The sequence below is a fragment of the Sporosarcina sp. BI001-red genome, from assembly GCF_003384035.1.
Lineage (GTDB): Bacteria > Bacillota > Bacilli > Bacillales_A > Planococcaceae > Sporosarcina.
Genome location: NZ_QQAK01000015.1, coordinates 129974 through 153431, shown reverse-complemented (window position 1 = coordinate 153431; position 23458 = coordinate 129974). Strand labels below are relative to the sequence as shown.

The 23458-nt window shown below is 41.7% G+C and carries 23 protein-coding genes; 2 read left to right on the top strand and 21 right to left on the bottom strand.

What is annotated here, in order from left to right:
- Both DVB69_RS15160 and metK read right to left on the bottom strand, forming a co-directional pair.
- The gene (locus DVB69_RS15160) at positions 1–1491 is read right to left on the bottom strand and encodes an aminotransferase class I/II-fold pyridoxal phosphate-dependent enzyme (RefSeq protein ID WP_116019952.1); all 1491 of its coding nucleotides are present in this window, start codon (positions 1489–1491) and stop codon (positions 1–3) included.
- Positions 1491–2672 carry a methionine adenosyltransferase gene (gene metK / locus DVB69_RS15155; protein WP_116019951.1) on the bottom strand — a complete coding sequence of 394 codons (1182 nt, stop codon included), beginning with the start codon at positions 2670–2672 and terminating at the stop codon, positions 1491–1493. Before metK ends, DVB69_RS15160 begins: the two co-directional genes overlap by 1 nt.
- A 623-nt stretch (positions 2673–3295) precedes the next feature.
- On the opposite strand from metK, the gene DVB69_RS15150 reads away from it, so the two are divergent.
- Positions 3296–3736: a hypothetical protein gene (locus DVB69_RS15150; protein WP_116019950.1), complete on the top strand. Its 441-nt coding sequence runs from the start codon at positions 3296–3298 to the stop codon at positions 3734–3736.
- On the opposite strand, the gene DVB69_RS15145 is transcribed toward DVB69_RS15150, so the two are convergent.
- From DVB69_RS15145 to DVB69_RS15110, 9 genes are all read right to left on the bottom strand, one after another.
- Positions 3726–4169, bottom strand: coding sequence for a small multi-drug export protein (locus DVB69_RS15145; RefSeq protein WP_116019949.1), 444 nt, complete (start codon positions 4167–4169; stop codon positions 3726–3728). The two genes, DVB69_RS15150 and DVB69_RS15145, sit on opposite strands and share 11 nt — an antisense overlap.
- Positions 4170–4229: 60 nt before the next feature.
- A complete protein-coding gene (locus DVB69_RS17835; RefSeq protein ID WP_233505426.1) occupies positions 4230–4505 on the bottom strand; it encodes a hypothetical protein in 276 nt (91 codons plus the stop codon).
- An 84-nt stretch (positions 4506–4589) separates the two neighbouring features.
- Entirely contained in the window at positions 4590–6830 is a 2241-nt protein-coding gene (locus tag DVB69_RS15140; RefSeq protein ID WP_233505425.1) for a DEAD/DEAH box helicase family protein, read from the bottom strand.
- Positions 6831–6960: 130 nt separating this feature from the next.
- Entirely contained in the window at positions 6961–7869 is a 909-nt protein-coding gene (locus DVB69_RS15135; RefSeq protein WP_116019948.1) for an acetamidase/formamidase family protein, read from the bottom strand.
- A 116-nt stretch (positions 7870–7985) separates the two neighbouring features.
- Positions 7986–8438 (bottom strand): OsmC family protein, encoded by a 453-nt coding sequence (locus tag DVB69_RS15130; protein ID WP_116019947.1) that lies wholly within the window; start codon positions 8436–8438, stop codon positions 7986–7988.
- An 818-nt stretch (positions 8439–9256) separates the two neighbouring features.
- Positions 9257–9844: a histidine phosphatase family protein gene (locus tag DVB69_RS15125; protein WP_116019946.1), complete on the bottom strand. Its 588-nt coding sequence runs from the start codon at positions 9842–9844 to the stop codon at positions 9257–9259.
- Between the two features lie 87 nt (positions 9845–9931).
- Positions 9932–11176 carry an amidohydrolase family protein gene (locus DVB69_RS15120; RefSeq protein ID WP_116019945.1) on the bottom strand — a complete coding sequence of 415 codons (1245 nt, stop codon included), beginning with the start codon at positions 11174–11176 and terminating at the stop codon, positions 9932–9934.
- A gap of 15 nt (positions 11177–11191) precedes the next feature.
- A complete protein-coding gene (msrA, locus tag DVB69_RS15115; RefSeq protein WP_199562879.1) occupies positions 11192–11926 on the bottom strand; it encodes a peptide-methionine (S)-S-oxide reductase MsrA in 735 nt (244 codons plus the stop codon).
- Positions 11927–12038: 112 nt separating this feature from the next.
- Positions 12039–13013, bottom strand: a complete 975-nt coding sequence (locus DVB69_RS15110) for an aromatic ring-hydroxylating oxygenase subunit alpha (protein WP_116019944.1) — start codon at positions 13011–13013, stop codon at positions 12039–12041.
- 184 nt (positions 13014–13197) lie between these two features.
- Between DVB69_RS15110 and DVB69_RS15105 the strand changes: the two genes are divergently transcribed.
- Positions 13198–14550 (top strand): uracil-xanthine permease family protein, encoded by a 1353-nt coding sequence (locus DVB69_RS15105; protein WP_116019943.1) that lies wholly within the window; start codon positions 13198–13200, stop codon positions 14548–14550.
- A gap of 180 nt (positions 14551–14730) precedes the next feature.
- On the opposite strand, the gene DVB69_RS15100 is transcribed toward DVB69_RS15105, so the two are convergent.
- The 10 genes from DVB69_RS15100 to DVB69_RS15055 form a co-directional block, all read right to left on the bottom strand.
- Positions 14731–15456 (bottom strand): 3-ketoacyl-ACP reductase, encoded by a 726-nt coding sequence (locus DVB69_RS15100; RefSeq protein ID WP_116019942.1) that lies wholly within the window; start codon positions 15454–15456, stop codon positions 14731–14733.
- A 426-nt stretch (positions 15457–15882) separates the two neighbouring features.
- Complete coding sequence (locus tag DVB69_RS15095; protein WP_116019941.1) at positions 15883–16635, bottom strand: iron ABC transporter ATP-binding protein; 753 nt, start codon at positions 16633–16635, stop codon at positions 15883–15885.
- Positions 16632–17696: an iron chelate uptake ABC transporter family permease subunit gene (locus tag DVB69_RS15090; protein WP_116019940.1), complete on the bottom strand. Its 1065-nt coding sequence runs from the start codon at positions 17694–17696 to the stop codon at positions 16632–16634. The genes DVB69_RS15095 and DVB69_RS15090 overlap by 4 nt, the downstream gene beginning before the upstream one ends.
- The gene (locus DVB69_RS15085) at positions 17693–18709 is read right to left on the bottom strand and encodes an ABC transporter permease (RefSeq protein ID WP_116019939.1); all 1017 of its coding nucleotides are present in this window, start codon (positions 18707–18709) and stop codon (positions 17693–17695) included. The genes DVB69_RS15090 and DVB69_RS15085 overlap by 4 nt, the downstream gene beginning before the upstream one ends.
- A 19-nt stretch (positions 18710–18728) precedes the next feature.
- Entirely contained in the window at positions 18729–19751 is a 1023-nt protein-coding gene (locus tag DVB69_RS15080; protein ID WP_116020005.1) for a siderophore ABC transporter substrate-binding protein, read from the bottom strand.
- Between the two features lie 657 nt (positions 19752–20408).
- Positions 20409–20693, bottom strand: a complete 285-nt coding sequence (locus DVB69_RS15075) for a hypothetical protein (protein WP_116019938.1) — start codon at positions 20691–20693, stop codon at positions 20409–20411.
- Between the two features lie 111 nt (positions 20694–20804).
- Complete coding sequence (locus DVB69_RS15070; RefSeq protein WP_116019937.1) at positions 20805–21011, bottom strand: nucleic acid-binding protein; 207 nt, start codon at positions 21009–21011, stop codon at positions 20805–20807.
- A 270-nt stretch (positions 21012–21281) separates the two neighbouring features.
- Positions 21282–21782 (bottom strand): hypothetical protein, encoded by a 501-nt coding sequence (locus DVB69_RS15065; RefSeq protein ID WP_116019936.1) that lies wholly within the window; start codon positions 21780–21782, stop codon positions 21282–21284.
- Complete coding sequence (locus DVB69_RS15060; RefSeq protein ID WP_116019935.1) at positions 21779–22009, bottom strand: hypothetical protein; 231 nt, start codon at positions 22007–22009, stop codon at positions 21779–21781. Before DVB69_RS15060 ends, DVB69_RS15065 begins: the two co-directional genes overlap by 4 nt.
- Before the next feature lie 467 nt (positions 22010–22476).
- A complete protein-coding gene (locus DVB69_RS15055; protein ID WP_116019934.1) occupies positions 22477–23442 on the bottom strand; it encodes a S66 family peptidase in 966 nt (321 codons plus the stop codon).
- Positions 23443–23458 lie beyond the last annotated feature (16 nt).

Below are 23458 nucleotides of genomic sequence, written 5' to 3'. Positions count from 1 at the left end.
TTAAAATCCCCCTTTTACGACAGTCACGCTGCCACTTTGTTTTGACTCAGATAACACGCTTCCGAATGCTTGCTCATAATAGGCATAATGCTGGATCACTTCACACGTTATTCGTTCACCTGGAATCACTAATGGAATTCCAGGCGGGTAAATCATTAATGTATCTGCACTAATTCGACCGATGGCATCATCTATCGCTACTGATTCTTGTTCTGCATAAAATGCATCTCTCGGTGTCATCACGAGTTCATTGACAGAATCCACCACTGTCCATGCAGAGTGGAGAACGTGCGGTTTTGTGCACGTTCGTTCTATATCTAGCAATGCTGATGTTAGACATTCGATTGTAGTTGTTGTATCCGCTGGCGTCACCACCGCCATGACGACATACCCTTCTGCAAGCTCCATCTGAATACCATAGCGTTGTTTTAATAGTGAATAAACTTCAAAACCAGTCCGTCCCAGGCCGTTCACCCGGATCACTAACTTCGTCCAGTCATGGGACTGAAGAAAACGATTGCTGACATTATTGTTTTTCAACACTTCATAATGTCCGCCTGATTCAATTAATTCTATAGCCTCGTCAATAATCGGCTTCAATCGTTGAAATGCATTAGCCCCATGAAGGGCAAGTTCTCTTCGAGCTGCGTCCAATGAGCTCATCAGCAGGTAGTTGGCACTTGTCGTTTGGAGCATGCTGGTCACTTTCCGTACTTTATCTGCAGTAATGCGATTGCCTTGAAGCAATAAAAGCGAACTTTGAGTAAGCGAGCCGCCCGTTTTATGCATGCTCGTTGTAACAAGATCTGCTCCCGCTTGTATGGGGTCAATCATTCCCTCCATACTCCTTAAATGCGCACCGTGTGCAGCATCGACTAGTACGATGGCACCTGCTGCATGGGCTATTTCACAAATCGTCTTCAGATCGGTCATCGTCCCGAAATACGTTGGATACGTAACGAGCACTGCCTTTGCAGTTGGATTTTCTTTCAGTGCTTTCGCGACGTTTTCTGCTGAAACACTATGTGAAATCCCAAATTGTTCATCCACTTCCGGTTGCATGAATGTAGGCAAGACACCACTTAAGATCATTCCGTCTATGACCGATTTATGGCAATTACGTGGTACAAGGAGTGTCTCCCCTGGTTTACACGACGCGAGAAGCATCGCGTGGATCCCGACAGTTGTGCCGTTGACTAGAAAAAACGCATGATCCGCTCCAAAACTTTGTGCCGCTAACTCTTGTGCATCTTTAATGACCGATTTCGGATGGCTTAACAAGTCTAGCTCCACCATCGAATTGACATCCATTTTCAGCGCTTGCTCCCCGATTGCATCGCGAAACGGAGTGTTCAATGCTCCCATTTTGTGACCCGGTACATCAAACGAAACCGTTTCAGAATTCGCATATCGGACGAGCGCGTCAAATAGTGGCGCATCCGTTTGGAGAAGATTTCTTGTTGGAACTGTCGTCTCTTTGACGATGTTCATCAGCACCCGGCTCCGATTGTGTCATGTACAGATTGCGTTAACGCATCCACTTTGTCTGTCCGCTCCCAAGGTAAATCTAGTTCTGTACGGCCAAAATGTCCGTATGCAGCTGTCGCCTGGTAACGTGGTGCCCGTAAATCTAGCATGTCGATAATCCCTGCAGGCGTCAGATTAAATACTTCTCGTATAGCACGAAGCATTTTTTCGTCTGAGACATTTCCTGTTCCAAACGTATCAATTGCAATACTGATTGGCTCACTGACGCCAATTGCGTAGGACAGCTGAATTTCACACTTCTTCGCAAGTCCAGCAGCAACAATATTTTTCGCGACATATCGTGCAGCGTATGCCGCGGAACGGTCGACTTTCGTACAGTCTTTTCCAGAAAATGCACCGCCACCATGACGAGCTGCTCCACCGTATGTGTCGACGATGATTTTTCGTCCTGTTAACCCTGCGTCTCCATGAGGACCACCTGTGACAAATCGACCCGTTGGATTGATCAGCACACGGATTGGTTCAGGTAAATTGAATTCTTTCACCGTATTAAAAATGATTTCCTCTTTCACATACGCATCGAACGCTTCTTTATCAAAGTCACCGTCATGCTGGATCGACATTAAAATCGTCTCGATCTTTGGCGTTTCTTTCGATGTATAGTCAATCGTTACTTGAGATTTCATATCGGGACGTGCCCAGCGGAACTGACCGTTTTTCCGGAGGACAGACGCTTTTTTCACAAGCGCGTGTGCCAGTTCAATCGGCAACGGCATGAATCCTGCTGTTTCGTCCGTTGCAAACCCGAACATCAGACCTTGGTCCCCTGCACCGATTTCTTTCGTATCACTCGACGTATCTACGCCCATAGCGATATCCGGTGATTGCGTATGGACAAGCACTTGCACGTTACAAGTGTTGCCATCGATTCCTAATTCATCGTTCACATATCCTATTTCCAGAAGCGTTTGCCGAGCGATTTTTTCAATATCCAACACCGCTCCTGTTGTGATCTCTCCACCAACAATTACAGTGTTTGTTGTCGTAAACACTTCACACGCAACCCGTGAAAACGGGTCCTGTGCAAGCGCTGCATCCAAAACTGCATCCGAAATTTGGTCCGCAATTTTGTCTGGATGTCCTTCTGACACTGACTCTGAAGTAAATAAAATCTTTTCAACCAATTGTATCCGCTCCTTACAAAAAATGTGTTTTGGAGCACAAAAAAAGCTCTCCTACAACCTAAGGAAAGCTTCGATCTGCATCAGCTGCTTATCCTCTTATTGTTCACAGTTCCATAACAAAACTGCGCTCAGGTTGGGCGCCCTATCCAGAAAAATATACTGAATGGGTTTGCCACCGCATCGTCGACCCCTCGTCTCCACGGCTACTAATAAGAATGACTTTATTCATGCTGAAAATAATAGTATAGGATTGTGTTTTTCATGTCAATATATTTTCACAATTTAATTGAATGAAAGTTCAAATGGTTAAATAGTGTTATGAATTTATATATACAACTATATATATTGGCTCAAACAATTCCATTGACCGCCGTTGTTTTCCGCTCCCGGTGGACGCTTTCCGAGGGGCTCGATCTCAGCCTCCTCGGCACTTCGCTTCTGCGGGGTCTTCGATCTTCGCTGATCCCTCCGGAGTCGCCACCTTCCGCTCCAAACTACTAATATACCTGAACCTTTACTTCAACATTTATAGACTTCTTCTGTTAACCGTAGCTTCAAGAAGAGAATATTGATAGACTGGAAATCAAGTATTTCAAATCATTCTAAAAGGTGGTCAAGATCTAGTGAAATTGATTTTTATGATTTCCGCATTCCCGCTAACCATACTCATTGTAGGAATTGCAGGGATTATACTGTATAAGAAGACCCTTCGCCAAAAAAGTTGGTTCGATGGCCTTCAGTTGGAATTCGAATCTGTGAACTGCCTACATAGAAAAACACTTCCCTACGCAGAGACATTCGGTATTTCGTTCAAAAGGAAAGAAACGAGAGTTAAGAAAGTTGTTCTGAACAAATCAGAAATACGTAAAAACGTTACTTACCGACTCTTCTGTGAATCCTGCCACAAAAAGCGCTCCTTCCATCTGATTGAATCACCCGAAGTGAGTGCCTATCAAAAGCACAAGATCCTCTATCTCTTAGGGACATTTGCGACCATTTTTCTTGTATACGGTGTCATTATCGCTCCTGTTCTTACATTCGTTTCTAAATTGTTTAATCTTTAACGAAAAAAGTAAACCCCATCGCAGTTACGACACCAAAAATTATTGACCATAACGCGATACTGACTGTCATCCAAATGATTGTCTTCTGTTTGGAAGCACCAAATAGAAGAGCGAAAAAGGCTGCGATGTGTGTACCGATAAGAATCGGTCCCGCTAATGCGAGTCCGGCAACCCCGTATTTATCCATGATTTTTCTACCACGGAGTTGCCTTTTAGATTCACCCTCCGTATTATCACCTTTTCGTCCCCTGTACCATTGCTCCATTCGCTGGTACAGAAAGATGAGCAGTACCACGGTCAGCATATTTCCTGCAAAGGCCGATACTATGACCCAGAATGGAGACAGGCCTCGGACAATCCCGACCGGAATAACAATTGCAATTTCAAGAGCGGGCACGGCTGCCCCTAAAAACACTAATATGTACTCAACCATATTTTCTCCTTCCTAACTTACAAAACCTTGCTTTCTTCTTTCAAGTCTTTTAAGGATTGCTTACCTCCACACACTCAGCCGCTCTGATTTATCGACAAAAATAGCAGACATCGCCGTGAGTCTCGCAACGAGCAATTCTTTTCGACCTTCAGGTGTACGCGTGTAAGTCAACCTAGCATGGTCAACATGATGATTCCATTGTTTCAGGAAAAACTCTGCGTATTCTTTTTTACGACCTATTTCTTCAGGAACTGCATGGAAGTCACGTCGTTGGATGAAAAGAAGTTTTGACTGACGTACTAACAAGTATCTCGGGTTTTCAATAGGGTCAAGCAACTCTTGCATCGCCTTGAGAAAAACCGTTTGTTCATGGATAGTTCCCCGTTCCAAACTACAAGATATCGAATCTCCTCCCTCTGTTCAAATGCGATTTTCTTTCAGAGGAATGGATAGTAAGCCAGCATGAAACAGTGTCTCATAGACAGCAGTCGCAGCTTGAATCATACTGCGTTCCAGTGAACGATGGCGAATCATCGCTTTACCTGACTTCCATAAATACGGAGAAGCTAATACAATCCCGACCAGTAACGCGATCATCAGCCGTTCTTTCGATATATTGAAAGGGACAGGTCCCATTATTTCTCGAGCCGCTTCAAAAAACACTGCCACTCCGACAATGACTAATGATTTAACAGTCGCTGCGTATACGAACGGCTTCGGAATTCTCTTCCGTTCGGCGACAAGCTCTTCTTTCCGCTCACCGCGTTCTGCATTTCCTATAGCCTGCTGCCACCTTTTCTGTAATGATGTTCGGTCCACGGCGCGTTTAAACGTCTTCTGATTTTGTTGCTCTGCAATACTTCCAGATTCGAGACTTCTCGCTAGATGGAGCCTATCGATGCCTGAAGAAATGCGCGGAAGTTCTGCATCCAGTCCGATTAACGATTGGAAGCGTCTTTCCAAGGCAATCTGGTCTGGACCGCCTCCTTCCATTACCGGCTGAATACATACTAAATGCCAGATAGCAGCAGTTTTATTCGGATTTCCTGCTTGAGTCCGAATGGCACGCCCTCTCATCTGATTGCTCAACATATAACTTCCTACTGTCGAGGCAATAATGAGTGAATTGATGGCAGGCGCATCCCAACCTTCTCCAAGAAGCGCTGCAGTACCGATGAGCACTTGGATTTCGCCTCTAGAAAAAACTTCTGTCATGAGAGAGGTCACCTGCTGTCGATTGGAACCCACTTCAACGGAGACATACCCATCGTCTTGCACTAAAGGTACTGAAGAAAGTTCAACCCCGCTATTCATAGCAAGTTCAGTAAGTGTCGCCCATGCGGTCGCTGGAATAATGATGAGCGACCCCGTCAGCACGCCAAGTCGCGAATCCGTTCTTGGTGATCTGCGAAGTCTTTCAAAAATGGGAGCAACTCCAAGACGTACCAACGGTTTTTCATCATCCGCTGACGTTGGCAGCGCCTCTTTATGGATGTAATCCGTCAAAATCACTTGCCGCAGAGAAGTTCCTTGCTGCTCGGTTTCGAACGATACGATCTCTTCAATACTATTTAGTTTGGTTACACTTTTCACTAGAGTCTGTTGAATTTCATGACTCGAACGCAGCGTAACCGTTCGTCGTTCAATCGCATTCATTCTGGATAATTCTAATCTCATGGGCCTCAAAACAGGATGGTCAACCTCGTAAAATGGATCTTTATACAAAACACCATTCAATAGTTCTTCAAGCCAACCGAGAGAAAACTCTGGGATATTCTTTTCATCTGCTCCGATGATTTCGAGTCCGTCCTTCCAACTCTCACTCCCTGCATTTCTTAAAAACAACAGCAAGCTTGAATAATATGCAGGGTTGCCAAGTAACTCATCCATGTATTCTTCCGGCGTACGAATCCATGGGTGTCCCTCCAACATTTCGAGGAATTCCTGGTTGGATAAAAGACGCTCGACAAACGTATCCACTGACCGATGGAACTGTGCAATTATTCCTGCTTCTTCCGGTGAGGGGATAGATGCATAGACATAATCCTGATGGGGACAAAGATCCCCTTCACGAATTAGTTCGGGGACGTAGATTTCTTCATCAATCGGACCGCAAAGCTGTATGTAGTTGTTCCATTCTCTTTGCCCAGCGTCGTACGGCGGTGTGGCTGTGAGTGCAACAATGTTCGGTTCGCTCAATCGATCCCTGATTGTCATTGCACTTTGCCACCACGACGTGCGTAAGTGATGGGCTTCATCCAAAATAATAGTTTTGAAATTCACAGCATCGAATGCTGCGAAGAACGTTTCAAGATGTTCTCCTTTTAACACACTATGTAAAGATTGGTAGGTTGTCACCGTCATTGCCGCCGGGTTTCGTAAATCCGTTGAAATCCAGTCTGGCTGTTGAGACTCTTGCAAAAATGACTCGACGAAACGCTCAATCCACTGATTACGAATCGCAAGCGTTGGTGCAATAATGAGTGTGGGTTCATCTAATCTGAGCATCACTTCAAGACCGAGAACCGTTTTCCCTGATCCTGGCGGTGCCACTAGATGGAGGTGCCTGTTTTTCAAATGGTCATCCAAATCTGCAAGAATTCGCGCCTGATAGGATCTCCACGGATGGCAAAAGGTTATGTTTTCGTTAAATACATTCATAAACTTGCCTCCTCTCCAATTACACTATCCTTAGTTATTATACGGAATCTTGCTATGAATAGTTTCAGCAATGTGTTCTGTCCCATAAGGAAAACCAGCTCCCTTCCTAGAAGCTGGTTTCATTCCCTATCTATTCGGCTAAAAGTGCGGCACCGTAAGTTTCCAAGATGTAACGCGGAACAAAGAACCGGACGGTGACAAGTGGATCGACGACTTGACTCACTTGAACTTGCCCTACTGCGCTCAGCAGCATGGTCACTTCAGATAAACTGAGTTTGGTTCTTGCTGCCAATAAATCTGCTGTCTCTTCGACTGCAATCTTTACCGCTTCGTCCAATGTTTCCGCCGAAACTAAGAACGTGAATCCTTTTTCATTTTCAAGCAATGGATGATTAAGTGGCGTGTTTTTAATGACATCCAGCGTGACGACAGCACTGCCCGGCACTTCAATTCCAGAAACACCAATTTCGCCATCTCCCATCGCCGCATGGAAGTCTCCTAGCGCAAACAGCGCACCTTCAGCGAAAACCGGGAAGTACAGGACGGCCCCTTCCGTGATCAGCTTCGTGTCCATATTCCCGCCATGTGCCCCCGGGGTTCCGCACGAAATCGGTTCCCCTTCAGGAGCAACGCCAATAACGCCAATCATCGGATTTAGCGGAATGGAAAGCCGATTGTTAAATTTAGCAACACCGTTTTCGATTGGTATGATTTTAGATTCGAGCTCCGTCAGACGGTGTCCCATCACACCAAGATCCGGCCCCGTTGCCATAACTCCTTGGTCGCCAATGTTCAGCTTTTGAATGGTCACTTTCAAGATATCGCCAGCAGATGCGCCATTCACAAAAATGGGGCCGGTTGCGGGATTAATGGCATCCCAGTCAATCCCACTAATTTTCGTATCTGGTGACTGGACTTGGTTTTTAAAGCAGTCATATGTTTCAATTTCAATGGTTGTTCCGGAATTGATTCTCTTTACTGGCGGATGTGTTTTACTGAATGCGTAGATGACATCCTGGTGCGACAACGTTTCGGTCACTATTCATCATCCTTCCGTTAGGTTTCATCCATTCTAGCAAGACTTTTCAAAGATTGCGAATAATACTGGATGCACTCTACTAAAAAACAAGATAGGAAACTCCCCTATCTTGCCAGTTATACTTGTGATTTAGATACTGACGGTTCAACTTCCACGTCCACATTGCCTTGAATAGCTTTGGAAATCATGCAGTTTCTCTCTGCTTCCACTATGAGCACATTCAACTTTTCAAAGTCAGACGCACTCGCTTCTGGTTTCAATGAAACTATTGGTCTATGAATAATCTTTTTATACGTGAAGACACCCATTGTCACATCGACAAATCCAATAGATTCGAGCGACATGTTCCCGAGGGGCAAGTGAGCCCGCTCAATCATCGCTGCTAATGTAATGATATAGCACGTAGCCGCTGCACCCAGTAGCATTTCATCGGGGTTTGTGCCAATGTTCGGACCTTCCATTGCTGACGGGATTGATATTTTAGTTTGAAGATTTCCTGCTTCAATATACCCTTCACTATTACGGCCACCTGGCCAAAATGCTTTCAAGTGAAATTCATGTTCTGCCATTTTCTACACCTCTTCTTCTACACTCATACTTTTGGCTTTACCCTATTTGAGTTGCTAATAATCCACTTTGTAGGGCGAATGCAATATGTCCCCTTTCCTCTTCATTCACAGTATACTAGTTTAAAAAGATTGCACTGGAATTAGGCGGTCTGATGATCAAGCTCGGACAATTTTTATCTGCACGCGCAGATATCACCCCCCCCCCCCGCGAAGCGCCACCAATATCATCTTTCAATCACTTGAATTGTGTCCCTTTATCGAGAAACTCCGCTATGTGTCGGACAAATCCCTCTGTGTGATGGAGAAACACGGCTATGTGTCCGAGAACCCTCGCCGGTTGTCGGACAATTCATCAGTTCTGTCGGACAATGTGAATTCAGTCTTCCCCATAGAGTTGTCCCTTCCTAAACAAGCGAAGCGCCACCAATTTCATCTTTCAATCACTTGAATTGTGTCCCTTTATCGAGAAACTCCGCTATGTGTCGGACAAATCTCTCTGAGTGATGGAGAAACATGGCTATGTGTCCGAGAACCCTCGCCGGTTGTCGGACAATTCATCAGTTCTGTCGGACAATGTGAATTCAGTCTTCCCCATAGAGTTGTCCCTTCCTAAACAAGCGAAGCGCCCCCAATTTTATCTTTCAATCACTTGAATTGTGTCCCTTTATCGAGAAACTTCGCTATGTGTCAGACAAATCTCTCTGTGTGATGGAGAAACATGGCTATGTGACAAACAAACACCACCCACCGATCGACAACTCACTCTATCTGATCGCCAATTCACACAAAAAAACCGGGTGCCCAAAGGCAAACCGGTTTCAAGACTTCATCTCATGCAAATGATTTGTGCAGTTAAATAACTCACACAAATTTTCATTGTCACTGATTTTAACAATCGTCAACGACGTATTCCCAAGCGGTTCTTCATACGTCGTTCCAGGCAACAACTCAGACAATAACCGTTTGATGAATCCACCGTGACTGACTGCAAGTACGCGGCCATCTGGATAACGTTGCTGCATCTCTTCAATGAACGACATCCCTCGGGTGATCACACTATCATGCGACTCCCCTTGCAAGTCAAGCTGCTTCCAATCAGGACCCCACTTTGCCAAACGATCGGCTTCCGTCGTCCCTTCGATCAATCCACCAGCACGTTCACGCAACCGTTTGTCTTCAATTACTTCAGCATGAGTCAACTGCAACCCAATAAGTTCTGCAGTTCGTTTTGCACGCTGCCAAGGACTTGTGTAAATTACATCCCACTTATCTGCCGCAAATCGCTCTGCTGCACGTTCCGCCATCATAATTCCTTCATTATCCAAGGGAATATCCGTACTCCCTTGCGCTCGTCCTTGTTTGTTCCAGGCAGTCACCCCATGGCGTACAAATCCAACTGTCGTCATCCAAGCAGCCTCCTTTTCAAACATTGTAATGTGTATTACTTTATCATATACCCGCTAACTTTCAAAACAATCTAACAACATTCGAACTTATTCGACAGCGCGATTCATAGACTGTTCGACAATTACTTTGCCTGCCTTAATTACGAAGTTTGCAATCGGTTGGTCTTGAATCACGTCACTCAATTTCTGAGAATCAAACACAACCAAGTCCGCCAGTTTCCCTTCAGCAATTCCATAGGTCTCTTCAATACCTAGACATTTTGCCGCATTGTACGTAATCATATCGAGAACAGTTCGCTGCTGTTCAGCAGATCCCATGAATTGTGTCTCCGCAAGCAAATATCCGATCAGTAACAAATTCGCATTGCCAAACGGTGTAAAGGCATTGCGGATATTATTTGAAGCGAATGCCACATTTACCCCGTGTTCAAGCATCTGTAGAACTGGTGCCATCCCACGTCGTACGTTTTTCTCATCGTTGCGTCCATTCAAATATACATCCGTTGCAGGTAGCGGCATGATCGTAATCCCTGCCTCCGCAATTTTAGTAAATAACGTAGACGCGTCTTCAGGCTCAAGCGATCCAAGACTCGTCACATGACCGAGCGTCACACGCCCCTGCATCCCTCGCTCCATCGTCATATCGCAAATTCGATCCGTCAGCATGTACCTAGGATCTTCCGTATGATCGGCAAAATCCACATGCAAGTCTAGCGGTAGATCATGCTTTTCCGCTAGTTCAAAGACCATTTCCAAGTGGCGAATGGAATCTTTCAGCGTCTTTTCATTGTAAGGGCACCCGCCAACAACTTCCGCACCCATACGAATGCCTTGTTCCATCCGGTCAAGCGTCCCTTCGGACTTCAATATCCCTTCTTGAGGAAACACAACAATTTGCAAGTCGATTTTTTCCTTATAGACCTCTTTCAATGCAAGCAACACTTCCACGCCAAGCAACTTCTCGATATGATCGACATCAGGATGAGCACGCATAACCGTTGTTCCTTTAGCAATCGCCCACTGCAACACTTTCTCAGAACGCGCATACACATCTTCATACGTATACTCTGCTTTCAGTTCAGCAGTATTTTTAATCGCCTCTTCAAGTGTTCCGGATACATTCGGTTTTCGTTCTTCTAAAAATGCTTTGTCCGGATGGATATGCCCCTCGACTAAGCCTGGGAGAACAACTCTTCCTTCACAGTCTATAATGCGATCCGCATAATCAGATAACCTTGTTCCGATTTTCCGGATGAACCCTTCTTCAATCCAAATATCCTGCAATTCTTGATCATCCCGGACCCGTGCATTTCTAATCAGCAACGTCATCATCTTGCTGCACCTCCATTAGTTCGTCTCTTCATTCTCTTTCGGCACACTCAACCGTTTCACAACCTCTTCATCCCGGATTATCGGTTGGATTTTCACATCGTCCAACGAATGCAGGTTGATATGACAGTACCCGTTCGGATTCTTCACTAAATAATCTTGATGGAACTCTTCAGCTTTATAGAAGTTATCGAGAGGTGCAGCTTCCGTTGCAATGTCTTTCTTATAGAACTGCTGTTCATCTTTCACAATTTCTTTTACAGTATCTGCATCTGCATCATCAGAATAATAAATTCCGGAACGGTATTGAACACCTGCATCATTTCCCTGCTTGTCAATGGAAGTCGGATCAATCACTTGAAACAGATGGTCAATGAGGGACTCTAATGATATCCGGTCAGGATCATACGTCACTTCTACAGTTTCCACGAATCCTTGGTCACCTTTAATGACGTCTTCATAACTCGGATTTTCTCCAGTTCCGTTGGCATATCCGGAAACCGTATCTTGGACACCGTAAAGTTTAGCAAAATACGCTTCCACGCCCCAGAAACAGCCGCCCGCAAAGTATATCTTGTGCAACTCGCTATCGTCATAGTTCAAGTGTTCGTTAATATTTGTCACGTCATCTTTCAACACGTACCCGTCTTCTTGTTCAGGCTCCGTGCTCGGTCTACCGGCATTGGCACCGCAGGAAGCTAGAAGGAAAACTGCACAAACCATTGAAAACAACATCGCCTTACGTTTCAACATAACACTCCTCCTATTCTTCAGTTCGTTTTGAATTCATAGCTCACATTCTTTCTATCAGTTTATCACACAACACAAAAAAGCTACCCAGTTCGGATAGCCTTCTATGCTCCTATTACGCTGTGCCGAGAACGACACCGCATTTCTTCAAGTACTGGCGATACGCGATGCTCACACGATCTGATACAAGCGATAATTCTACTTGCAAATCGAGTGGCAGTTCTTCAGGTTTCTGATTTTGAACAATTGGTTTGTCTTGGGTGAATATCAAATCTTGGAACGCTACAATCTCTTCATCTGTCTGTCCGGTATCGTAGTTGAACGACAAAATTCCATACGCGACAGAATGCGTTTCTGACATAGGTCGCACCGTCAGTAGTATTGTCATCAATCTATCATTTTCTGCATCTCGCTTCGTAAAGCGTACCGTGAGCGGACGAACAATCTCATACGTATAGTACACGTATTTTGCCACTCCAGTCCCATCTGCATCCGGTTGGAATATACGGATTTCATCTGAATACATTCTTCCATCGACTTCGTTCATCTTATACGGTTCAATTTCACGATGCGCTTCTTCACCAAGATAACCTTGGTGAACAACAGCTAGATGACCTACATCCAAGAAATTTTCCACTATTCTCGGTGGAAGCGCTTCTGCTTCCTGGGGACCCCAAATGACACTTCTCCATTCATCTGACTCCATTTCTGGATACGTAAAGAAATCAGGTTCATTTCCTGAAAGATTCACCCAGATGAATCCATACTTTTCGATGCAAGAATAGGTGATGGCTTTCGCTTTTTTCGGAATCGATTTCCCTTCAGGCAACTGAGGGATTTTCACACAATCCCCTTCGTCTTCGTATTCCCAACCATGATATGGGCAGACAAGACAATCATTCTTCACTTCACCGAGCGATAGTGCAGCCCCCCTATGTATACATAAATCCTTAAATGCATGAACCCCTTTGCTATTTCGGAAAATCGCCAGTCGTTCTCCCATTAATACAATTTGAATCGGCGCTTCTTGGACATCTTGAGATCGACAAGCAACGAGCCACTCTTCTTGCAAGACAGTATCTTTCAACATGGATAGATCCCCTTCCACTGGTTTGGTTACCCCAAGTGTACGAAAGGATTCTCGATAGGTCAACCGAAATACGAACTAATTTTTAAAAATTTTTAAAAATGTTCGTAATTAGACTGTACAAATCGATTTTCATTCTTTATACTCCAATCTATACCGTAACAAAAACGAACTAAGGAGTGTTCACGTGTCAAAGAAACGTCCTGATGGTTTGCTCATAGGTGTTAATGAGAAAGTAAGTTATCCAAAAGCGATCGCACTCGGATTACAACACGTACTCGCAATGGATTTGTACATAGCGCCCATTATCGTGGCGGGCTTACTATCGTTAAGTACTGAAAATACTTCGTTCTTCGTCCAAATGTGTTTCCTCGCAACCGGACTTGCTACACTCATTCAAACTGGATTCGGTTTAAAACTCCCAGTTGTTCAAGGCCCTTCCTACGTACCCATCGGTGCAATTGCCGCAATTGGGGGCAAGCTAGGACTCGGCGCGATTGCAGGAAGTCTCATTCCTGGAGCCATCATGATTGCACTCCTTGGTTATCCTTTAAAAGTATTCGCAAAAACCGTCCGTAAAATTGTTCCACCCATTGTTGGAGGAACTGTCATCATCATTGTAGGTATCGCGTTAATGCCCGTAGGCTTGAACAATATTTACTTCGCAGAAGGGACCATCGGACAAAACGTAGCCATCGCTTCAATTTCTGCCGGTGTCCTTGTCACGTGCATGGTTCTCGGTAAACGATTGCCACGATTCGGCTCGTTTTTCCGACTCGTCTCTGTTATTCTCGCAATTGTCACTGGCTCGATCGCTGCTAGTTTCTTTTATCCAATCGACTTCTCACCTGTAAAAGACGCTGCATGGTTCTCACTTCCGACATTATTGCCATTCGGAAAGCCCGTATTCGATATGGGTGCAATTCTTACGATGATGCTTGTCTACTTAATCATTCTGCTTGAAACAACTGGTACGTGGTTCGTTGTTTCAACGATTACAGAAGAAGAGCTGGATGAAAAACGTCTAAATCGTGCATCATTCGGTGAAGGACTCGGCTGTTTCATCGGTTCCCTTTTCGGGAGTACGCCACTCACTGGCTACTCATCTAACGCAGGACTTCTAGCAATTACAGGAGTCGGCAGCCGCATGGTCATCATGGCAAGCGGATTCATTCTAGTATTACTGGGGTTCATCCCCAAATTATCCGCAATCATTATTTGCATCCCAGAATCCGTCATTAACGGGATCTTCGGTATTGTCTGTGTTGCAATTGTCACGAACGGCATGAAAATCATTCAACCAATCATTATTGACGATCGCAATATGATCGTGATCGGCGTTCCAATTTTGCTGACGATTGCTGTTACTGTGCTTCCGAAAGAAGTGCTCGCAACCGTTCCGAACTGGGCGAATTACCTTCTCTCTTCAGGGATTTCAGTCGGTGCACTTGCGACTGTGATTCTGAACTTGATCATTCCTGTGGATAAAAACTTAGGACAAAAACAAATCCAAACAGAACAGTCGAATGATACAATTTAGAAAACCCTATGTATTCCTTCCACAAGAAAAGACCGCTAATAATAACTCATTAGCGGTCTTTTTTCATGCACTTATATACATTCCATTTATTAAATTGTCGCTGCCTATAATTTCAACAACGACGTCCAACATATTCTAGACCTTTTAATAAAGAAATATAGTAACTGATAAACTTATCAATTAGTATGGATTTGTTGCAATGAAGCTAGCTGTTTTCACATAAACCCGAGGATGCAGTTTTAATTGGTTTACAATAATTTCAGCAATGTCTTCAGCTTGAATTAGTTTCGTATCATCATTTTCAGAAATTAAGTTTGACTCTAACGCTAAATCAGTGGCTACCGTACTAGGTGCTAAAGCGGAAACCCTAATATTATTCCGACGAACTTCCTGCGCTAATGATTCAGTAAACCCGATCACACCAAATTTAGACGCACAATAGGCACTTGATGTCGCTGCCCCATTTAGCCCATTGGTCGATGAAATATTAATAATATCTCCACCATTTTTTTCAATTAGCTGAGGCAATACGGCACGGGTAACATAATAAGTACCCATTAAGTTTACATCAATTATTTTTTTCCATTCTTCCGGATCCATATCTAACACTGACGCAAATGCTCCAATACCTGCATTGTTTATTAAAATATCAGCAGGACCTAAGTCATTCGTTAATGTCGTAATTGCTGTTTCCACTTGGTCTTTAGATGAAACATCAGCCGTAACGTAAGCTACTTTGACACCTAACTCACCAAGTTCAGCAGCCACATTTTTTAAAGTTGATTCATTTCTTGCGAGTAACCCAACATGTACCCCTTCTTTTGCCAATGCAACAGCAACTGCTTTACCAATTCCTCTCGCTGCACCAGTAATATATGCGGTTTTTCCTTGTAGTGATTTTGCCATATTAGCGTCTCCCTTCCATGCTTTCCATATAACTATAGCTTTTATTATACTACTCTCTGCCCACACTAGCATGGACTTTGTTTTTCGGTTGTATTCTAATTATGCTTTATGACTCTTTGAAGGCTTGAAGATCCCCCAAGGTACTTCCCTTATACAACACATGGTCACTTAATAAAACAGCACTTATTTATGGTACGGTTCACCCATCTATCTTTATTGTTTAATGATAAATCAAACACCGTATTAAACTAACCTGCCTCTTTAGTTCATTAAGAAAAAAGAGATGAAATAGCAACTTGATGATTTATGCCTCTATTTACAATTTATGTTTTGAAAAGAGAGACTATTAAGGTGTTCAGGTATAACCTGTTCTTTGCAAGACAGGATAAGTCTGTACCTATATGCTTCTTTATATTAAAAACATGTTCAAAAAATAGCTAGTGGCCCATAAGGACCTTCGATAATCTCTATTTTCGTTTCAAAAATCCCAGTCAAAATGTCGGGATTCATAATCTCTTCCACTGTTCCAAAAGCGGCAATTTGTCCATCCTTCATAGCACAAATTCTATCAGAATATTTGGCTGCGAAATTTATATCATGCATAACAGTCACAATTGTTCTCCCAAATTCATCAGCAACATGTCTCAGGTACTCCATCATTTGAACAGAACGAGCAATATCAAGATTATTCAGAGGCTCGTCCAAAAGTACATATTCCGTCTCTTGGCACAACACCATTGCAACATATGCCCTTTGTCTTTGACCACCTGAAAGTTCATCTAAATATCTATTTTCTAAATCAGTCAAATCTAAGAAGTCTATATACTTGGATATAATAGCCTCGTCCTCTTTAGTTAACCTTCCTTGCGAATATGGGAAACGTCCATAACCGGCTAGCTGTCTGACAGTAAGCCTCGTTACAAAATGATTTTCTTGTCGTAAAATAGTTACAATTTTTGCTAAGTCCTTTGATTTAGACTTAGAAACATCCATGTTTGCAACCTTAATTTGACCCTCATCCATATCCAAAAGTCTGCCAATCATCATAAGTGTCGTAGACTTCCCAGCGCCATTGGGTCCAATTAAAGAAGTGAAACCAGCTTTTGGTATTTCAATATCCAAAGGTCCAATTTTTACCTCATCAGTATAGTGCTTTCTAGCATTATTAATTTTTATCATAGGGCCCTCTTCCTTAAAATCACAATTAAGAATATTATTCCGCCTACCAATTCAATAATAACTGATACTACGCCTTGAGCATGGAATACATGATTCATTATAAAGTATGCACCTGTCAGTACTACAAATCCTATAGCAAGAGCCATCGGGAAAATATATCTATGGTCATGAGTAGGCGCTGCTTGATAACTCAACGTCGCAACCAAAAATCCAAAGAATGTAAGTGGTCCAATTAAAGCTGTTGAAATAGACATCAAAACCGCAACTAGTATAAGTATATAAATTATACTAGACTGATGCTTAACACCAACAGAAGTTGCAACATCCTTCCCAAGTGATAAGACATTTAACCTATTTGAATAAAATACAATTAAAAATCCTACAATTATTACAATAGGAATTACGACTGGAAAATAAGCAGCATCCGCATTATTGACAGAACCAAATAACCTTGCCTGTAAAACGTCAAACTCTGACGGTGATAGGATTCTTCTCATAAAACTTGAAACAGACCTCAGTCCAGTACCAATAATAATTCCAACTAAAAGCATTAGTTGTAAGTTTCCGTACTTTCCAGAAAGCAGCCATCCATATAGCATTAGACTCATCAAGATCATAAGAAGGACTTGAAATAGAAATGAACCAATCCCACTAAAATTAATGATGGCAGTAACACCAAATAAAAATACTGTACCCGTTTGAATTGTTGTATAAAGCGATTCAAACCCTAAAAGTGAAGGCGTTATAATTCTATTATTTGTAATTGATTGAAAGGCAACGGTCGATAAACTATGACAAATCACAGCAATAATCATTGCAATAATAGCTACAATTCTTCTCTTAACAACGGGTATAAAAGAAGGTGAATCTATTGGAACTGGATTGTTATAAACTAAAAGACCATACGAAGAAAGAGCACCCAAAACAATCAATGTGATAAGCAATATCCAATAACGTTTCTCATCTTTCTTAGAACGAAAAGCCTTAGCTGATCTATTTTTATTATGGAGGCCAGAATGAACTTCAACATTTTCTTTGTGTCTAAATTTTATTGCGCTCATCTTGACCTCCCTGGCTTTCTTTGTCTTAATAAAATAATAATAAATACAATTGACCCTACTGTTCCAAGTATTAAAGAGACAGGCAATTCGAAGGGCATTATAATTGTACGAGAAATTATATCGGAAGCAGTTATCGTACCCATTCCTATCACACATACCCAAGGCAAATTGCTTCTGAGGTCATCTCCTCTAAAAATTGAAACAATATTTGGGACAATTAAACCTAGAAAAGGCAAGTTTCCTATTACAGTTGCAACAATTCCAACTGCTAAAGAAATTAAAGCAGTAGCAATAAGAATGATTCCATTATAATTTACACCTAAACTTGTTGCCACATCTTCTCCCAAGCCAGCCAAGGTCAACCTATTCGCATAGATAAAAATCAGGACAGTAACGACAACGATTACCCATAAATATTCATATCTTCCTATTTGGACATTCGCGAAAGAACCCACAAACCAACTTTCAATATTTTGAGTCATTTGAAAAACAAGTCCTAAAAATGTCGTAACGGCAGAAATCACTGCCCCTAGCATTAGCCCAATAATCGGGACAATTAAAGATGAACGGAGTTTAACTTTTCTTAAGAACAAAAAGAAAACCATCGTTCCAATAAAAGAAAAAAGGATGGCTCCAGTCATTCTTAGCATTAAAGGTGGTGCAGGAAATAGTAAATAAACTACCAGTAGTCCCAACCCAGCCCATTCAATCGTTCCTGTTGTGGTAGGTTCGACTAGTTTATTTTGTGTAATAAGTTGCATGACGAGTCCACCCATTGCCATGGCTGCTCCAGTAAGCAGTAGCGCAGCTGTTCTTGGAATACGGGTTATGAAAAACATATTCACCCCATCTTCTTGTCCTCGTAGCTCATAAACGCCAGTAAACAGCGATATAATTGTTAGTATTCCAACAATTATAATCGCAATTACAAATGATTTTGTCCATATTTTATTTTTATTATAAAAATGAGGTTGAGAATTTTTCTCAACCCCACTAATGATATTTTTCGGCACTATGTGATACTCCTTTATACTACTTACCTAAAGCTTCTTTAAGGTCCTCAAATAACTTTAAATAAGTTTGAATTGATTCATTTAAGTATGTGTCAGCAGGTGCATAAACAATTTGTTCTTTAGTAATAGCTGTTGTTTTTTGAAGAGCAGGTGATTGATCAATAACATCTTGTGCAGGAACTTTATCAGTTATGCCAGTTATTGAAGCATCACGGTCCATTACGAAAATCCAATCAGGATTACTTTGTGCAATAGCTTCAACTGAAACTTCATCACCTTGGTGATCTGAGGTAGACTCTTTAACTTCTAATGCTGGAACCCATCCAAAGATTTCATACATTGGTCCCCAAACGCGTCCAGAACCAGGAGCTGCAAAACCAATATCTCCACCCGAAACGATAACACCCATAACTGTATCTGTTCCATTATATGCAGACTTAGCATCTTCGATAGATTGATCAAAATCAGCTATTAATTTTTCAGCTTCTTCATTTTTATCAAAGATCTTGCCCAAAGTAACTGTATTGTCTTTAAGTCCTTTTACCAAGTTTTCACCAGGTGTCTCAGTTTCCTCAGAAACATCAACATTGATATCAATAACAACTGCATTTGGTACTAATTTTTTTATATCATCATAATAGTTAGCAAATCTTTGTCCAACTATTACAAGTTCAGGGTCTGCTGCAGCTAAAATTTCAAGATTTGGTTCACGATGATTCCCAATGTCTTGGACTTTTTCATCCTTTACATAGGGTGAATCTGCAGTCATTACAGCCTTTGGAACAGCAGCTAACTCAATTCCCCAATCAGCTAAAGTTTGAAATGATCTATTATCTAAAACAATTACATTCTTAGGGTTTATAGGAACCGTAACAGTTCCATGTATATCAGTGATTTCAACCGATGTAGCTTCAGCAGGTTCTACTTCTTCCTCCCCAGCTTCCACTTCACTAGATTCAACTTCTTTATCCTTATTTTCAGCTTTGCCTGATTCATTATTTGTGCCTGAGCAAGCTGTCAACATTAAAACAAAGACTGCCATAGTAATGACTAATTTGAATTTACTCAATGCTTGTACCTCTCCTCTTATATGTATTATTGACTATTGAGTTGATAAATTATTATCTCTGTTCAATTCACATAGTGCATAGCAATGAAAGAACCTAAGTGATAATGATTATCAATTTCAATGTCCTGATTAACTATAACAAATTAGAAAATATTTGCAACACTTTTACCAAAATTTTTGATCATTTTATTTTTATATAAATTTAAACAAACAAAAAAGACTGATTCCTTTAAACCGGGAATTAGTCCATTTTTCAATAAATAGTTACACATTAGAAATCTCATAAATACTATGCCAAAAAGCTTAATATCATGATACCCGTTTCAATCAAAACTTTACCTCATTAAGTAATATTCTTATAAACAGTTTTGATTCAAAGCTCATAAACATCCAATATATTATATTTATACCAAACAATAAGGAACTCTATTTTTTTGTTTTTTATGAGTTTATAGTATTACTTTCATCGACCCAAGAATTCATTTCAACGATTTCCTCTACTGATAAACTCTGTTCTTCAGTAACTTTTTCTTCTACAAAGTACTAATTCACTTCTTACCACTTGGGATAGTTTACAGTTCTGAAACTTCTCTATATGTGAATGCAGTGGCATGGTTCCCTCCATATGCATCAGCCTCCAAACTCAAATCCAAACGCAACATACAAGAACATTGCTAGTTCAGCAATACCAAGACCAAGCACTATGAACGGAATCGCTTTTTTAGGGCCGTCTTCAAATACGGCACCTAGCGTTCCTGTCACTAAGAAGATGGGGCCTGCGAGTATAGTTGAGATTATTATGACCACTATCCCCATGAGAGGATTCGTGAAAAATAGTATAAAAATGGAAGCGATTTGTAAGACAAAGACAACAAACATGGCAAATGCAATTCTACCGGCTATCGTACTAGGCATGAATTCCTCCTCGAATTTCTAATTGGGTAAGACCTTTAGAAGGTGGGTTCCTTCTTCTCATTAGATGAACAAGCCTTCCTTAACATTTGGGCCCGTTAATGGAATATATGCTTACCCCTTATTAAATTTCCTAAATTCATTTATGTAGAAAGCTACATAACCGCAGTTTGGACATACTGCCGCTTTAGGTTTAGCGGAAACATTGTTGAAAACCCCTTTGCCCTTTTGAATAACCTTAATTCCATACATCCCACCTTCAACACTCACTCTGCAATTCTCTATCATTTCAGTTTGGCATTGATTACAAATTTTTTTCATTATAAATCCTCCATTTATTAAGAGAAGTTTACTCCTGACGTTTTCTTTATTACGATTAAAGCGCCAGTATGTTTCAATATACTCTTTCATTATAGGTAAACTTATTACTCTTCTTAATCGGACACTTTGCAGAATAGACCTATTCTCCTTTGCATTCACAGTACGCTTTAAATGATATATATTTTACTGGCAATTTTTTCGTTTGATGATTCTGTAGTACTTGAAGAGGTTTTCCAGCACCCTCAAAGTGAAATCAGCCGGATTGAGTTTTTAAATACCAGGTACAAGCAACAGGATAAGTGCGATACTAAACGTGGAAGTGATCCAGGTAATTACGAGCTTCCTCTCTAGTTTGGCAGTGGACTCAACCGCCTTATGCACGATCGATAAAACGAACAGGTTCATGAAAAACAGGAAATAGAATACAACAATGAACACCAGCCATGGATAGGCAGTGAAAATCTCTCCTACAGGTGTTAACGTGAATAGCAAGATAAAACTCACCAACGAGATCATGAGCCATATAAAGATGATACTAAACATTTTGCTCCAAATCTTATGTTTCATGAATGAGCTATGTTTTTTTCCATAGTTATAAAGTAGATGATTGCAAACGAACAGTACAATCGAACTAGCTATAATGATGACAAGTTGCGGTGATTTCATGTTTTCAATTCCATTCACATCATTTTGTAAATAATAATCACTTACAATGGCACACAAAACCAAAAATATGATGCTGATCAGTTGTTTCATATAATAAGTAATCACTGTGACGTCACCTGTTTTCTGAGAAGGACGAAAATTTTTTTGACGCTGTATAAAGAAAGGGTGACGATTACTGCTGTTATGGCATACTTAATGAGTCCAGGGATTTCCAACTGTTGAACATGAAAAGAATTTGTCGAGTAAACCCAAGTCAAAAGAAATCCTTGTAGCAAATCTGCAAACCCTATCGAGATGAGTACAACCAAAAAAGTCCCCATAATAGCTTTCATATATCCCACTCCTTTGTATAACTTTACGGAAAGCTGTGTTAAAAGGTTTCACGCACTTGTAGGAGAACGACCTAGAACTGAGAATCTATGAAGCTCAGGTCCTGCTTTGTATCATGCATGTTGACTTCTATTTTGGAGAACTGAAGAAATGGGGAACTTCCTCATTTACCACAGTATTTATAAATTCCATGGATAGACTCCAATCTTTGAATTAATTTAAGTTGAACCTGTTGAGTAAAGGTGCTATTCGGTTGTTCCTAGGCATCTTCCAGTTGAGAATGAATACCTCTATTATCTTAAAATCATGACAACCGGTTTCTCTACTGAAGTTTCTATGGAGACGCAGAAAGTTCAACCTTTACATTATCGGTTTACTCATAAAGGTTTCTTCATATAATTTCTTCTATAATTTCACAACAAAAAAGCACTGCTTTAAGCAATGCTTGATTAAAAAATATTTTGTTATGTTAGAACACATTCAACTCGATTGAACAATCCCTACTGTTTAAAACTATCTCTCCTCCAATAGGGAAGGTGAAACTCGGTTGGGTGTGACCGAAATCAACGTCATAGAGAACGGGTATTTGTTGAAGTATCGGATGTTTGTCTAGGATATAACGAATGTGCTCATCAGTAACTTTGGATCCACGTTGGAACCGTCCAATAACGAGTCCGCGGATTTCACCCGCCACTTGCAGCAAGGAAGCCAAATCGCGAGCAAACGTCTCGGGAATCGTCATTTCATCATCTTCTATGAACAAAATCGACTCCTTTAACTCAGGCATATACTCAGTCCCCTGCAATAGGTTCAGCGTACACAAATTCGCACCAAAGACGCGTCCCGTTGCCACTCCCTCGTTATAAACTTTCCACTTTGTCGGTTCAAACGATCGATTTTCCTGGTCCATATACCATGAATCGTCACTCCACTGCTTAGAAGGTGTGAGCGCAACCTGTTCATCTTGCATGAGACATTTTTTGAAGAACTCCGTCTGCCATTCTCGTCCAATATCCATCGAAAAACTTGAAAAATGAGGTCCCGAATACGTGACCATCCCTGTTTTGGCCGTAATGGCTGTCGCAATTGCGGTAATGTCACTATATCCACAAAATACTTTAGGGTTGCTACCAATCAGTTCATAATCCAAATACGGTAGCAATTCATTGCTATTGAATCCGCCAATGACCGTCAAAATGCCTTTGACAGCAGGATCTCTGAACGCTTCATGGACATCCTCGACTCGGTGCTCAATGGAAGCGGAGTGGTGTAGATCCGACTCAAACGCGAACTTACCGAATGTCACCTTAAAACCAAGTGCTTCCAGTCGTTCTGTGGCGCTCTTCACTCCAACTTCAGACAATATTGCACCACTTCGACTCGGTGCAACAATACGAATCTCATCACCAATTTGTAATTTAGCAGGGACGTTCATTGGCTCACAACCTTTT

Bases quoted from the DNA above. Each gene is read 5' to 3' on its own strand.
- DVB69_RS15130 (WP_116019947.1), bottom strand. From the start codon at position 8,438: ATGGCAGAACATGAATTTCACTTGAAAGCATTTTGGCCAGGTGGCCGT.
- DVB69_RS15120 (WP_116019945.1), bottom strand. From the start codon at position 11,176: ATGATGACGTTGCTGATTAGAAATGCACGGGTCCGGGATGATCAAGAA.
- DVB69_RS15110 (WP_116019944.1), bottom strand. From the start codon at position 13,013: ATGTTGAAAGATACTGTCTTGCAAGAAGAGTGGCTCGTTGCTTGTCGA.
- DVB69_RS15095 (WP_116019941.1), bottom strand. From the start codon at position 16,635: ATGATAAAAATTAATAATGCTAGAAAGCACTATACTGATGAGGTAAAA.
- DVB69_RS15060 (WP_116019935.1), bottom strand. From the start codon at position 22,009: ATGAAAGCTATTATGGGGACTTTTTTGGTTGTACTCATCTCGATAGGG.
- DVB69_RS15080 (WP_116020005.1), bottom strand. From the start codon at position 19,751: ATGGCAGTCTTTGTTTTAATGTTGACAGCTTGCTCAGGCACAAATAAT.
- DVB69_RS15160 (WP_116019952.1), bottom strand. From the start codon at position 1,491: ATGAACATCGTCAAAGAGACGACAGTTCCAACAAGAAATCTTCTCCAA.
- DVB69_RS15125 (WP_116019946.1), bottom strand. From the start codon at position 9,844: ATGACGACAGTTGGATTTGTACGCCATGGGGTGACTGCCTGGAACAAA.
- DVB69_RS15090 (WP_116019940.1), bottom strand. From the start codon at position 17,696: ATGAGCGCAATAAAATTTAGACACAAAGAAAATGTTGAAGTTCATTCT.
- msrA (WP_199562879.1), bottom strand. From the start codon at position 11,926: ATGTTGAAACGTAAGGCGATGTTGTTTTCAATGGTTTGTGCAGTTTTC.
- DVB69_RS15055 (WP_116019934.1), bottom strand. From the start codon at position 23,442: ATGAACGTCCCTGCTAAATTACAAATTGGTGATGAGATTCGTATTGTT.
- DVB69_RS15075 (WP_116019938.1), bottom strand. From the start codon at position 20,693: ATGCCTAGTACGATAGCCGGTAGAATTGCATTTGCCATGTTTGTTGTC.
- DVB69_RS15070 (WP_116019937.1), bottom strand. From the start codon at position 21,011: ATGAAAAAAATTTGTAATCAATGCCAAACTGAAATGATAGAGAATTGC.
- DVB69_RS15145 (WP_116019949.1), bottom strand. From the start codon at position 4,169: ATGGTTGAGTACATATTAGTGTTTTTAGGGGCAGCCGTGCCCGCTCTT.
- DVB69_RS15140 (WP_233505425.1), bottom strand. From the start codon at position 6,830: ATGAATGTATTTAACGAAAACATAACCTTTTGCCATCCGTGGAGATCC.
- DVB69_RS15100 (WP_116019942.1), bottom strand. From the start codon at position 15,456: ATGGCAAAATCACTACAAGGAAAAACCGCATATATTACTGGTGCAGCG.